16 protein-coding genes, 1 tRNA gene and 2 pseudogenes are annotated in these 12699 nt (G+C 66.9%); 9 read left to right on the plus strand and 10 right to left on the minus strand.

The features are described from left to right. Positions 1–478: 478 nt before the first annotated feature. The 4 genes from LL648_RS43175 to LL648_RS43195 form a co-directional block, all read right to left on the minus strand. On the minus strand, positions 479–721 hold the full coding sequence (locus LL648_RS43175; RefSeq protein ID WP_232668794.1) for a hypothetical protein: 243 nt from the start codon (positions 719–721) through the stop codon (positions 479–481). A 204-nt stretch (positions 722–925) separates the two neighbouring features. After that, positions 926–993, minus strand: a tRNA-Ser gene (locus LL648_RS43180). A gap of 155 nt (positions 994–1148) precedes the next feature. Next, a complete protein-coding gene (locus LL648_RS43190) occupies positions 1149–1292 on the minus strand; it encodes a hypothetical protein (RefSeq protein ID WP_232668795.1) in 144 nt (47 codons plus the stop codon). A 71-nt stretch (positions 1293–1363) separates the two neighbouring features. Next, the gene (locus LL648_RS43195) at positions 1364–1939 is read right to left on the minus strand and encodes a hypothetical protein (RefSeq protein ID WP_232668796.1); all 576 of its coding nucleotides are present in this window, start codon (positions 1937–1939) and stop codon (positions 1364–1366) included. 83 nt (positions 1940–2022) lie between these two features. Between LL648_RS43195 and LL648_RS43200 the strand changes: the two genes are divergently transcribed. The 6 genes from LL648_RS43200 to LL648_RS45970 are packed head-to-tail and all read left to right on the plus strand — an operon-like array spanning position 2023 to position 6015. Continuing rightward, on the plus strand, positions 2023–2688 hold the full coding sequence (locus LL648_RS43200; protein WP_232668797.1) for a TetR/AcrR family transcriptional regulator: 666 nt from the start codon (positions 2023–2025) through the stop codon (positions 2686–2688). 57 nt (positions 2689–2745) lie between these two features. After that, a complete protein-coding gene (locus LL648_RS43205; protein ID WP_232668798.1) occupies positions 2746–3348 on the plus strand; it encodes an aminotransferase class I/II-fold pyridoxal phosphate-dependent enzyme in 603 nt (200 codons plus the stop codon). A 31-nt stretch (positions 3349–3379) separates the two neighbouring features. Next, positions 3380–3667 carry a transposase gene (locus tag LL648_RS43210; RefSeq protein WP_232668799.1) on the plus strand — a complete coding sequence of 96 codons (288 nt, stop codon included), beginning with the start codon at positions 3380–3382 and terminating at the stop codon, positions 3665–3667. A gap of 39 nt (positions 3668–3706) precedes the next feature. After that, positions 3707–4438, plus strand: a complete 732-nt coding sequence (locus LL648_RS43215) for an IS3 family transposase (RefSeq protein ID WP_308190467.1) — start codon at positions 3707–3709, stop codon at positions 4436–4438. Next, complete coding sequence (locus tag LL648_RS43220; RefSeq protein WP_232668800.1) at positions 4356–5717, plus strand: IS30 family transposase; 1362 nt, start codon at positions 4356–4358, stop codon at positions 5715–5717. Before LL648_RS43215 ends, LL648_RS43220 begins: the two co-directional genes overlap by 83 nt. Beyond that, positions 5668–6015 carry a transposase gene (locus LL648_RS45970; protein ID WP_374112216.1) on the plus strand — a complete coding sequence of 116 codons (348 nt, stop codon included), beginning with the start codon at positions 5668–5670 and terminating at the stop codon, positions 6013–6015. The genes LL648_RS43220 and LL648_RS45970 overlap by 50 nt, the downstream gene beginning before the upstream one ends. Here LL648_RS45970 and LL648_RS45975 read toward each other — a convergent pair. Together LL648_RS45975 and LL648_RS43225 are read right to left on the minus strand one after the other, a co-directional pair. Continuing rightward, entirely contained in the window at positions 6012–6236 is a 225-nt protein-coding gene (locus LL648_RS45975) for a transposase (RefSeq protein WP_374112219.1), read from the minus strand. The genes LL648_RS45970 and LL648_RS45975 overlap by 4 nt on opposite strands. A gap of 3 nt (positions 6237–6239) precedes the next feature. Next, positions 6240–6557, minus strand: a complete 318-nt coding sequence (locus LL648_RS43225; protein ID WP_232668801.1) for an SDR family NAD(P)-dependent oxidoreductase — start codon at positions 6555–6557, stop codon at positions 6240–6242. A 131-nt stretch (positions 6558–6688) separates the two neighbouring features. Here LL648_RS43225 and LL648_RS43230 point away from each other — a divergent pair, with 131 nt between their 5' ends. Both LL648_RS43230 and LL648_RS43235 read left to right on the plus strand, forming a co-directional pair. Beyond that, on the plus strand, positions 6689–7258 hold the full coding sequence (locus tag LL648_RS43230; protein ID WP_232668802.1) for a TetR/AcrR family transcriptional regulator: 570 nt from the start codon (positions 6689–6691) through the stop codon (positions 7256–7258). Next, positions 7255–8247, plus strand: coding sequence for an NADP-dependent oxidoreductase (locus LL648_RS43235; protein WP_232668803.1), 993 nt, complete (start codon positions 7255–7257; stop codon positions 8245–8247). Before LL648_RS43230 ends, LL648_RS43235 begins: the two co-directional genes overlap by 4 nt. Here LL648_RS43235 and LL648_RS43240 read toward each other — a convergent pair. The 4 genes and pseudogenes from LL648_RS43240 to LL648_RS43255 form a co-directional block, all read right to left on the minus strand. Further along, a pseudogene (locus LL648_RS43240) lies at positions 8237–9139 on the minus strand (AMP-binding enzyme); the annotation flags it as partial. The gene LL648_RS43235 and the pseudogene LL648_RS43240 overlap by 11 nt on opposite strands. 65 nt (positions 9140–9204) lie before the next feature. Then, positions 9205–10659, minus strand: coding sequence for a site-specific integrase (locus LL648_RS43245; protein ID WP_232668804.1), 1455 nt, complete (start codon positions 10657–10659; stop codon positions 9205–9207). 78 nt (positions 10660–10737) lie between these two features. Then, positions 10738–10971, minus strand: coding sequence for a DNA-binding protein (locus tag LL648_RS43250; protein ID WP_374112218.1), 234 nt, complete (start codon positions 10969–10971; stop codon positions 10738–10740). 753 nt (positions 10972–11724) lie between these two features. Next, complete coding sequence (locus LL648_RS43255; RefSeq protein ID WP_232668805.1) at positions 11725–11967, minus strand: hypothetical protein; 243 nt, start codon at positions 11965–11967, stop codon at positions 11725–11727. A gap of 385 nt (positions 11968–12352) precedes the next feature. On the opposite strand from LL648_RS43255, the pseudogene LL648_RS46015 reads away from it, so the two are divergent. Beyond that, a pseudogene (locus tag LL648_RS46015) lies at positions 12353–12476 on the plus strand (IS701-like element ISCARN75 family transposase); the annotation flags it as partial. Positions 12477–12699 lie beyond the last annotated feature (223 nt).

A 12699-nucleotide genomic window follows, 5' to 3' on the forward strand; every position in this document is an offset into this window, starting at 1 on the left:
TGTCTTACCTGGTCACGAGGCACTTTCTGCTATCGGGGGTCACCTACCGCTCAGCCCGACATGAAGAGCCCGGGCTAAGGCGGCGGAGAAGGCGGCAAACGCCGCCAAGCGCTCACAAGATCAGTGAAGCGCTGTCTATCCGCCTGCTTCAGCGCCCATTTCTTGATCTCGTCGCGAGATGCTCCGCAGATGGCGAGGACGCCAGCCATCAACAGGACGTACGCGACGTAGAAGAAGGGCGCAAGGACCGCCCACTGCAGCAAGTGCCAGATTTCGGCCACGACTCAACTCCAGGAGCCGGCCGATGGGTAGGCGGCCGGTGATGTTCAGATCCTGGTGCGCCAGAGCTGAGCCAAGGTGAGAGAACTTCGCGACTTAACTAAATGGGTGTGCGCACAGAGCCTGCTGCTCGCCGATCTACCGTCTCCTGTGTCCTGGCGAGCGACTCTTGAGTGCAGGTTACAGGACGGTCTCGATCTTATGGAGGAGGGTCGTCCCCGTCGTCCTGCTTCTTCTTGTCCTCATCGTCCTTGCCGGCCTGCGGGAGACCGCGCAACGCGCGCAGAAGATCGATCAGGCTCGGGCGTTCGGCCTTCTCGAGCAGCCAGTCCAGGACCTGCTTGCGGCTCGCACCGAAGATCAACAAGAGGATGCCCCATGCCGCAGCCGCTGCAGGCGGGCCAAGCAACGTGAACGCCAAGACCTGCAGGGATGGGGACACCGAACAACCCTTCTCTCGCCGGTGCCGAATCCCATCCCGAAGTCGGCCGTACCCGGGCAAGCTACCGCGGGGCTGACCTGGATGTCACGCAGGAACGCAGCTTAATGACGCTCTGTAGCGAGGGGGACGGCCCCGGACAGAGGGCTGTGAAGGGGATTGATCTTGGCTCCGCCGCAGGCCAGGCCGCAGAACGCCTGGTAGATGTGGTGCCCCGGCAGGATTCGAACCTGCGACACACGGTTTAGGAAACCGTCTTGCCGCGCTTCCTCGTCTGAACTAACCCGATCGCCAGCAGCCAGCACACGGAAGCCGTCGGCCTCGATCGCACTGAAGTGCACCCACGCGTCGAGGCCTGCCGGCAGCTCGGACGACGCGATCACCCCTCACCCCTACTCCGCCTCGAAGAACGTGACGATCCCGCTCGCCATCAGATCTCCGCCAGATACAGCGCGGAGGCACCCAGCAGGACCGCGAGCCAGAGCAGGGCGAAGAACAGGTGCGGCGAACTCCGCCAGGGCGTGCCCGGCGTCGGGTCCTGCGATCGGGGGTCGGATCGGCGGCCTCGTCGCATGCCCGCATCTTCGTGGCACAGTGAAGGTTGCGCCGGACCCGTCGGGGATGCTGACGAAATCTTGACGGCGCTCACCGGCGAGCTACTCGGAAATGCGCTCGGGCCGACGGCAGCGCGAGGAGGGCGACGACGGCCATCGAGCCGACGGTGGTCAGCACGAGCTTGGCGATGTTCGCGTAGAGCAACCAGCCCGGCATGGCGGCCGCCGCTGCATCGACGAGCGCCGCTGCGTCGATGCGAGACAGCGCGGGGTCGGCAGCGAAGGCAGTCGAGAGGTACCAGGTCGTGAACACCTGCCCCGGAATGATCAGCGTGCCCGCGACGAGCAACACCGGGTGCACGACCCACGACGCCGTGCGGGCGGCTCTGCTGCCCCGCAGGTTGAACACCGCCAGGGCGGCGAGCACGACGACGATCGCGATCGCGAACGGCAGTTCGGCAGTGTTCGAGCCGAAGGCGATGCCGTGCTCGACCAGCAGCGACGGCGGCAGCCCCTGTCGTGTCATTTCGGCTTCCGCGGCGGCTTGCGCAGAGGCCCCGTACCCCAGCACGACGACCGTACCGAGCACGAAGGGCACTGCCGTGACTGCCTGCAGGGCCGCGGCGGCGGTGACTGCGATCGGGCGCTGCCGGTCGACCGTGATCATGATTTACCCCAGGTCTTGTACTAAGTTCAATCAACAGTACGGCCGATCTTGAACTAAGTGCAAGCCCAGTTATCCTGACGGTTGTGCCGCGAGCCCCGCTGACCCGAGAACAGATCGTCCGAGCGGCGGTCGAGGTGCTGGACGCCGAGGGCGTGGAGGGGCTGAACATGCGCCGCCTCGGAGCCTGGCTCGGAACCGCGCCCACAGCGGTCTACTGGCACGTTCCGAGCAAGGACGAGCTGCTGGTACTGGCGGCTGACGAGGTGTGGGCCGAGATCGACCTGCCCGACCTCGACGGTGTGGGGTGGCGAGCGGCAGCCGTGGACATGGCCCGCAACCTGCATGCGATGGTGACCGGCCATCCGTGGCTGGTCACGGCGATGAGTACGCACCTGATCTACGGGCCCGGCAAGGCCCGGCACGACAACCACCTGCTCGGGGTGTACGAGGCGGCCGGGTTCACCGGTCAGGATGTGGACCGTGCGGTGCACGCGGTGTTCGTGTTCGTGCTCGGTCACGCTCTTGGGGAGGCATCGGGGGTGGCGTGGCAGCGCCGGCTGCGCCGCGGCGGCGAGCAGCAGGTGGAAGCCGCGATCGCCGCGGCCGTAGAGACGGCCAGCCGGTACCCGAGGCTGCGCGAGCGGCTCGTATCCGTCGACGGCCAGGAGCCCGACCAGACCTTCGAGTGGGGCCTGGAAGCGGTTATTGACGGTGTGACGACCCGGTCGATCGCGCATGGCAAACCGTGACGGTCACGCTCGTGCTGTGGCTTTCCTAGGTGTGGGGCGCCTCGCCGTCAGGATCGCGTGAAGATCCCCGCCCTGTGGCGCTGCCGGTACGACGCCGAGTACCGCTACGACCGGCGCCCCGTCGGCGCGCTGCACGGCATCGGGCCCGACCGCGTCATCTACGGCGGCACAACCTCCAAGACCCTCGCCTCCGGCACACGGCTCGGATGGCTCGTCGTTCCACAGCACCTCGTCGAACCGATCGCCGCGCTGCGCCGGGTCACCGACGGCGCGACCTCCACCATCCTGCAAGCCACCTACGCCCAGTTCCTGGCGAACGGCGATCTGCATCGATACCTACGACGATCCCGCCGCGCCTACCGCGACCGCCGCGACACCCTGCTACGCAGCCTTCGCTGCCACCTACCCGACCTGGAACCCTCTGGCATCGCGGCGGGCCTGAACGTGCTCGTCCACCTCCCACCCGGCACGGACGAAGCCGAGGTCGTCAGCCGCGCTCTCGCCGCGGGCGTCCGCGTCTACCCACTGGCCCAGTTCCGGGCTCACCTCACCGCGAACGACAGACCAGGCATCGTGCTCGGCTACGGAACGGTCCACCCCACCCACGCTGCACGCGGCGTCGAATGGACCGTTCCCGATCTTGTAGACACCCGGTCGTAGACTGCCGCTGATTGCCAGCGGAGGGGATCGCGTGGCGACACGCCGACGTTTCACCCAGGAGTACAAGGATCAGGCGGTTAGCCTGGTCCTTGATTCGGGTCGATCTATCGCCGAGGTGGCGAGAAGTATCGGCGTTCACGAGATGACGTTGGGCAAGTGGGTGAAGAAGGCGAAAGATTCTGGACAGCTCCCGGAGAAGGACCTGTCCGAGAATGAACGTGAGGAGTTGGAACGACTCCGTAAGGAGAATGCCACCCTCCGGATGGAGCGTGACTTCGCGAAAAAAGTTGCGGCCTGGTTCGCGAAAGAACAGCCGTGAAGTACGCGGCGATCGCGGACTGGGCTGCCGACAACGAGTATCCGGTCACGTTCATGTGCGCCCAGCTCGGGGTGGCCCGTCAGGGCTACTACCGGTGGCTGGCCCCAGGGCCCGAGCCGCCGCGAGCGCACCGACGCCGAGCTGACCGACACCATCCGCAACATCCACACCGACCTGCGTGGTGACCCTGGCGTGCGCCGGGTCTGGGCCGAGCTGGTCGTGCGCGGCTTCCGAGTCGCCCGCAAGCGGGTGTGGCGACTGATGCGCGCCGCCGGCCTGCAAGGGCGCCACCCCCGAGCCTGGAAGAAGACCACCGTTGCAGGTGAGCGGCCGATCGATGCCCCGGACCTGATCGGGCAGGACTTCACCGCCCAGGCAGCGAACACCCGCTGGTGTGGCGACATCACCTACGTGCGCACCGTCGACGGCTGGGCCTACACCGCCACCGTGATCGACCTGCACTCCCGTAAGGTCGTCGGCTACGCCGTGGCCGACCACCTACGCACCAGCCTGATCACCGAAGCACTCACCGCGGCGCTCGTGACCCGCACACCACCAGCGGGCGTGATCTTCCACAGCGACCGCGGCTGCCAGGGCGGATTCAACCGGTCGTCGCAACACCTCGAGCTGGAGGTGTGTTGTGGGTCGAGAGCCTGGTTGGGGAGCGGAAGCGACGGGCAGGGCGCCGATGCGGTCGCCCGGTCGGCCGCCGGTCGCGCGGTCCGAACACCTCAGGTTGTTCTGGTTGGCGATCGCGCGTGGTGCGGCTAGCGCCGATGCGGGAGTCGAGGCCGGCGTGTCGCAGCCGGTCGGTACTCGATGGTTCCGTGATTGTGGCGGGGTGGCGCCTCGATCGATTTTTCAGGCCGACTCCGGCCGGTATCTGTCGTTTGACGAACGTGAGCAGATCGCGCTCTGGCGGGCGGAGAAGGTTGGTGTTCGGGAGATCGCGCGTCGTCTGGGCCGTGCAGCGTCGACTGTGTCGCGGGAACTGCGGCGCAACGCGAGCACCCGTGGCGGTGTGTTGACGTATCGGGCGACGGTGGCGCAATGGCATCGTGACCGGCGCGCCGCACGCCCGAAAACTGCGAAGTTGGCCATGAACCGGATGCTGCGCGCCTATGTGCAGGATCGTTTGTCGGGCCGGCTGGTCACAGACACGGGGGTGACGGTGGCGGGGCCGTCGGTGCCGTTCACCGGGCGCAACCGCTCCCGGCGCGCCGACCGGCGCTGGGCCCGGGCCTGGAGCCCGGAGCAGATCGCGGCCCGGTTGCCGGTGGACTTCCCCGACGATCCGACGATGCGGATCTCGCCCGAGGCGATCTACCAGGCGCTGTTCATCGCCGGTCGGGGCGGCCTGTCCCGCGAGCACGTCGCGTGTCTGCGGACCGGGCGAGCGCTGCGGATGCCGCGGGCACGAACCCGCCGCGAGCGCCGCAACCAGCGCGGCTTCATCACCCCGGAGACCACCATCGACCGCCGTCCCGCCGAGGTGAACGAGCGCGTCGCTCCTGGGCACTGGGAAGGCGATCTCATCATCGGACTGAATCACTCGGCGATCGGCACGCTCGTCGAGCGAACCACCCGATACACGATCTTGTTGCGACTTCCCCGAATGGAAGGATACGGAACCCTGGAACGGGTGAAGAACGGGCCCGCGCTGGCCGGCCACGGGGCCCGCGCCGTGGCCGATGCCCTGATCGAGGCAGTCAGATTCCTGCCAGAGAAGCTGCGGCGCACCCTGACCTGGGACCGCGGAACAGAAATGGCGGAGCACATCGAGGTGACTGACAAGACGGGACTGAAGGTCTACTTCTGCGACCCACACAGCCCGTGGCAGCGCGGAACGAACGAGAACACGAACGGCCTCCTTCGACAATACTTCCCGAAGGGCACCGACATGTCACGCTACGGGCCCACGGAGATAGCCGCCGTCGCGAATACGCTCAACACCCGACCACGCAAGTCACTCGCCTGGAAAACCCCTGCCGAGGCGTTGAATGGTGTGCTATATTCACCGAAATTGGTTGGTGTTGCGTCCACCGGTTGAATCCGCCCAGTACACCTCCCGCGAGTTCGCCGACTTCTGCGCAGAAAACGGAGTTGCCCGTTCCATGGGCAGGCGCGCCACCTGCTACGACAACGCAGTGTCCGAGTCGTTCTTCGCCACCTACAAGAAAGAGCTAATCCATACCCGCCCATGGAACGACGCCACCGAGGTCCGGCAGCACACATTCCTCTGGATCGAGGGCTACTACAACCGCCGGAGACGACACTCCACCCTCAAATACTTGACACCACTAGAGTACGAGCTAGGATTCAGGAAACTCACCGACCTGGCAGCCTAAATCGGTGTCAATAAAATCGGGAACATTCCAGAACTGCTCGCCGGATCGCTCGCCGACCTGATCCGCCCACCCCAGGCCTGACCTCCACGAACTTCCAGCTTGTATGTGGCGTACGGGACGTAGCGTTTGGTAATTGGGAGCTGTCCCGAATCTTTGGCTTTCTTCACCCACTTGCCCAACGTCATCTCGTGAACGCCGATACTTCTCGCTACCTCGGCGATAGATCATTCCGAATTGCCGAACCGATCCACCGCCTGCTCGACGACGACATCGAGGGACGCCTGGTCGCGCACGTCGGCCGTGCACCCCAGCACGCGGTCGGCACCGATCGCCGCGGAGCGCTCCGGCGTCTCCGGGTCGATGTCGGCGATGACCAGTCGGGCACCCCGGCGGAGCAGCTCCTGCCCGGTCGCCGCGCCGATTCCGCCGTTGCCGCCGGTGATCATCACGACCTTGCCGGCCAGGTCGTACGTCGCGCGGCTCATGCGGTTGCGCAGGCGGACGCCGGACGGAAGGTCGAGAGGTTCACCGAGCAGGGCCATCGGACACTTCACAGGATGAATTACGACTGTACGATTATGATCGTAATGCTATAGTCCACCGTGCAGAACAGCAGGAGGCACGAGACATGGCGAGGTACGGTCCCGAGCACAAGGGAGCGACCCGGCGTCGGATGATCGAGACCGCCGGACGCCGGTTCAAGAGCGACGGCATCGACGGATCCGGCATCGCGACGCTCGTCGCCGACGCCGGGCTGACGAACGGCGCGTTCTACGGCCACTTCGCGTCCAAGGACGACCTCGTCGCGGCGGTCGTCACGCAGCAGCTCGAGGACCAGGTCGCCCGCGTGGACGCGCTGCCCGCCGGCTTGGCCTCGGTCGAAACGTTCCTCCGCGAGTACCTCTCCCCCGCGCATCGCGACGACCTGGCGGGCGGCTGCCCGTCAGCGGCGCTGCTGGACGAGATCGGTCGCCGCGACGACGCCACGAAGCACGCCTACACCGACGGCGCCCGATCCATGATCGACGCGATCGCGCGGCACCTCGACGACGGAGACGCGCAACTCGCACGGGAGCGAGCCATCGGCCTGTTCACCCTGGTCGTCGGCGCGCTGCAGGCTGCCCGCGCCATCACCGATGCCACGCTCTCGGACGGCATCCTCGCCGCCACCTACACCAACGCCATGACAATCGCGGCCGCTTCGCAACGCTCCGCCGCACCCAGCGATCAGGAGTCGAGATGAAGGCCTTCGTCGTCACCCACTACGGGCCCGACGGGCTCGAAGAAGCCGAGATCCCCGCACCCTCCGTCGGCCGTCATGACGTCCTCGTCGACGTGAAGGCAGCCAGCATCAACCCCCTCGACAAGATGGTTCGCAACGGCGAGTTCAAGCAGCTCCTGCCGTACAAGCGACCGTTCCCGCTCGGCCACGACGTCGCCGGCGTCATCACCCGGGTCGGGCCGGACGTCCGAGACTTCAAGGTCGGCGACGAGATCTACGCGCGCCCGCGCGACCTGCGCATCGGCACCTTCGCCGAGGCGATCGCGATCGATGCCGACGACGTCGCGATCAAGCCCGCGACGCTCTCGTTCGACGAGGCAGCAGCCGTCCCGCTGGTCGCTCTCGCGGCGTGGCAGGCGCTCGTCGAGCTCGCAGAGGCGCAGCCAGGGCAGAAGATCCTGGTCCACGCCGGCGCCGGCGGTCTCGGCTCCACGGTCATCCAGCTCGCCAAGCACCTCGGCGCGTACGTCGCAACCACGGCACACACCCGCGACGCCGACAAGGTGCGAACCCTCGGCGCGGACGAGGTCGTCGACTACACGACCACCGACTTCACCGACGTCGTGAGCGGTTACGACGTCGTTCTCGACTCGCTCGGCGCCGCCAGCCTCGAGAAGTCGTTGACGGTCCTGAAGCCCGGCGGCCTGGCGATCAGCGTGGTCGGCCCGCCGGACCCGGCATTCGCCGGTCAGCTCGGCCGGCCGGTTCTCAAGCCGCTCATGGCGCTGCTGAGCCGCAAGGTCCGCAGCCGGGCGAAGCGCCTCGGAGTCCGGTACTCCTTCTTCTTCATGCGGGCCGACGGTGCGCAGTTGACGACCTTGGCCACGCTGTACGACAAGGGCACGCTCCGCCCCGTCCTGGACCGCACCTTCGCCTTCGGCGAAACGCTGGACGCGATGGCGTACGTCGAGCAGGGCAAGGCCAACGGCAAGATCGTGATCACCCGCTGAGCCCGGGTGGCCCAGCCTTCCCGCACAGGACCGGACGCAGGGCGTCGAGCACGTCGACGCTCTCGATCGTCGAGGGCACCGGCGCGTCGGCGTGCCGTCGGCGATGCCGCACATGGTCTTGCGCAGGATCTTCCCCGACCGCGTCTTCGGCAGTGCACCCACGACGGCGACGTCCTTGAGGGAGGCGACGGCGCTGACCTGGTCGCACCATCTGCACCAGCTCGGCCGCCAGCTCGGCCTCGTCGCGCTCCACCCCCGCCTTGAGCACGACGAACCCGCACGGCACCTGGCCCTTCATCGAGTCGGCCACCCCGATCACGGCGCACTCCGCGACGTCCGGGTGCCCGGCGAGCACCTCCTCCATCCCACCGGTGGAGAGGCGGTGGCCGGCCACGTTGATCACGTCGTCGGTGCGGCCCATCACGTACACGTAGCCGTCGGCGTCGATACGGCCGCCGTCACCGGTCAGGTAGTAGCCCTCGAACGCCGACATGTACGAGGAGACGAACCCGGCGTCGTCGTCGTTCCACAGGGTCGGCAACGCGCCGGGCGGCATCGGCAGCTTCACCACGATCGCGCCGTCGGTGCCGGCCTCGACCGGCTTCCCGTTCGTGTCGAGGACCTGCACGTCCAGCCGGGCAGCGGCACGGTCGGCGACCCGGCCTTGATCGGCAACAGCTCGATACCGGCCGGGTTGGCCACGATCGGCCAGCCCGTCTCGGTCTGCCACCAGTGATCGATCACCGGGATGCCCAGCAGGTCCGACGCCCACGGTAGGTCTCAGGATCGAGCAGCTCACTGGCCAGGAACAGGTCTTCATCGACGACAGGTCGTACGTGCGCGCGTACTCACCCGACGGGTCCTCCTTCTTGATCGCCCGGAACGCCGTCGGTTTGACGGTGGCGTCGCCCCCGGAGAAGTCAGTGATCGGCTGGCGTGAGGCCACTGGCCTGTTGGTCACCGCGGTGCGTTGGCCCTGCGGGGGACGTGAGCCGCGAGGGCTTCGGCGGCGGTGCGGGCGACGTCGGGTAGCACGGTGGTGTACGTATCGGCGGTGATGGCAAAGCAGCTGTGTCCGAGCATGTCTTGAACGATTTTCATGTCGACTCCGGCAGCGAGAGCGAGAGTGGCGGCGCCGTGTCGCAGGTCGTGCAATCGGATGGGTGGTAGGCCGGCGTCTGCAATGAGTGCGGTGAAGGTGTCGGTGACGTTCGCCGGGTGCAGCAGGGCGCCGCCGGGTTCGGTGAAGATCAAACCAGTCTTGTCGACCCATCGGGTTCCGGTGAGGGCTCGTTCGGCTTCGCGGACGACGAGATGGTCGCGCAAGGTTTGGATGGTGCCGGTGTCGAGGGCGATGACGCGGTGGCCAGCATCGGTTTTGGGTTCGCCTTCTTCAACTTCCCACCCGATCTGGACGAGTTGGGTTCTGACGGTGAGCTCGGCACCAGCAAGGTTGAGGTCATCTTCGCGGAGGCCGCAGACCTCCCCGCGGCGTAGGCCGCGGAACGCGACTAGGTGGTAGAGGGCGTAGAGCCGATGGTCGGTGATGTGGTCCAGGAACTGTCCGGTCTGTTCTGGTGTCCACACCATGACCTTGCTGGGGATCTCCCCGGTGGCCTGCCAGCGGGCGACAGCGGTGCTGGTCCAGACGCGGGGTTTGGGTCGTCGACCGGCGGCGAGTTCGACGTGAACGGCCGGGTTGGTGGTGATGATGCCTCGTGCGATGGCGTCGTTGAGGGCTTTGCGTAGGACGCCACGGATGCGTTGCTGGCTCGCCGCCCCCACCACGCGTCGCCCCTTGACCGCGGCGGCGGCTTTCGGGTCTTGGCTGGTGCGAGCTTTGTGGATTCGTTCGTTGTGGGCGTCGATACCGGTGAACAAGTTGTCCAAGTGAGATACCCGTAGTCGGTCGATCCGTACGTTGCCGATGGCGGGGATGAGGTAGAGCCGCACGTGGGACTCATATGCGCGGTAGGTGTTGCGGCGCAGCGCTCTACGCCCGGCCAGCCACCGGGTCAGCCACTGCGCCACGGTCGGCAGTTCGTCGGCGGACATCCCAGACGCGAGCCTGCTGCGGACGTGGTCGGGTTTCGGCAGCGGGCTTCGGTCGCGTAGCGCGGTCCGGATCTCGGCGACGACCTGCGCGGTCGCGTCGTGGTCGCTGCGGTCCGGCAGCGCGAGCAGGGTGCGGATCTCGTCGAGCAGGTCCTCGGCGTCCTGTTCCTGGTCGAACGGCCCGTAGCGCAGCGGTATTCGTGGTTCACCGGTCCGGGTGGGGAGCTCGATCTGGAGGTGCCATACGCCGTGACGCGGGTTCCACCGGTTCCCGCTGCGCAGGTTGGGGCATTTGCGGCCGAGTTGTCGTCCGGTCTCGTCGCGGCAGCCGCAGCGTTTGAAGGTGGACCCTGCCATGTCGTGTACTCCTCGCGGACGGTGATGCCGGTCGGTGTCGCGGCCTGGTCTGCATTGGCGCTCGACTTCGCGAAGAGATCAAGCCCCTGGTGGTCGCGCGGTCGGACGGTCGAGGCCGAGGAGGTCGAGCAGCCTGGCGACGGGTACGCGGTAGCGGCCCATGTGCCGCAACACCGGCACCGGGAACTGGCCTTCGCGGGCGAGACGATGGCTGGTGGTCCGTCCCATGCCCAGCACCGACCCGGCCGTGACCAGGTCGGTCAACGTCCCCAACGACCGGATCTGCTCCTCGGTCCACACCCGTGTCATCACCGGCCGCACCTTGGGCGCTGACCGGATCGACGGCTTCGCATCTCGCCGGTGCTCAACATCGGCAAGGAGACATCGACTGCGATGTCGTCTCGAGCGATCAGGCGCAGCGACAGTCCGGCTTCCCCCAGCGCGGCGTTCGGCCGGTCACACTGCTGTTCGGTTGCACCGGCGGGCGACCTCCACGCTGTGCTGGGTGTCGCACGTCGAGATGCCGGGGCATGTCTTTCCGACGGTCGACTACTGCAGAGCGCGGGTCTCGGTCCATGGCTTGCTTGTCGTCGAAGGGGTGACATCGTTGAGCTCTCCTCGTGAGGCGATCCGATCCCGCTAGTCCGCGGGCGCGAAGAGTGACTCACATGAGCTGTGACGATGTGCTCATCCGTGGGTTACAGCGGCAGCGAGAGATGATTACAAGCGCCGCACCGCTGGCGTGTCATCGCAGGTCAGAGACTGATGGCGATGCGTTGTCCCACCGCGCACGCCCGCCGGCCCGGCTGGACGGACCGCCACCATCCACGGCGCAGACCCATCCGTGGGCATGACTCGTAATCGAGTACGTCATCGTGTCGTTGATCGTGTCATCGGTCTGTCATCGTGGCTGTGGCGCCGTGTCTCACGTGAGCAGTTCGGGCCCTTCGCGATCGGACGGTGGTGGTCAACATTGGAGGGCGACTGCGATCAGCGTCGTGTTCGGCTCGGTGGCGACTTCCCGGTCCGGATAAGCCTCTGACCGCAGCGTGCTGGCGGGTTCGGCTACCCGGACCTGGTCCCGAGCTGGCTCACGGTCTCGATCACGGCCTCGGCGTGGAATCGGTGCGCCGTCCAGTCCAACCGTGCGTCCTCGGCGGCGGCGGCCGCCTGGATCTTGGCGAGCATCGTCTCGTGGTCTTGTAGACAGGCTGCTCGCGAGTCCTCGGATCGTTCCTTCAGGAATCGCGCCAAGCTGTTCGTGGCCGAACGGAACGCGGCAGCGACATCGGCAGGCAGCTCGGGCATGCGGCCGAGCGTAGCCACTTTCCCGAGGAACCTTCTGCCACTCGGGCACATCGCCGTGTGCCCCCATCGGCGGGGGAGCCTGTCGCGCGCGTCATCGAATAGCTCAATGGCGCGCCTGATGAACAGGGCCATCCCTGCGGCCGCCATCGACCGTCCTTCCTCGCCATCCGCGTGACCATCAGTGCGGCGCCGCCGCGGACGAACGGCACGCGCATCTCCCCGTGCCAAAGCGCCGACCAGCGCAGCGCGTGTGAGTTCCCGCCGCGCGTCCGCCAGATGGTTCGGTAGACGGTGACCAGGGTGGCGTTGTCGCCGCCGGTGGCTTGGACGTAGCGCTTGGCGCGGTGTCGATGATCGTCGTGTCGTCAGGGCGGCGGACGACTAGCTCCGGGACTGGCGAGCGTGGTATGCCCACATCACCTTGGCCATGCTCGTCGCTGCCTACCTCGCCGCGACCCGAGCGCAGGAGGCCCAAAAAGGGGGATCCGCAACCGGCCACGATGCGCTGATCCCGTTGTCGGGCAACGAGATCCGTCGCCTACTTGCCGCACTCGTCCTGACGCCCATCACACAAGCGATCAGTGCCCTGAGCTGGTCAAACTGGCGCCGTCGACGGCAGCACTAGGCCCGTACCCGCCACTTGCCGACGTCGCGGACAACACCCACCACCCTGACACTCAGACGCCGTTGCAGTACTAACAGAGCGACCATCGGGCGGCACCCCAACCCGAG

The organism is Pseudonocardia sp. TRM90224, from assembly GCF_021245725.1.
Lineage (GTDB): Bacteria > Actinomycetota > Actinomycetes > Mycobacteriales > Pseudonocardiaceae > Pseudonocardia.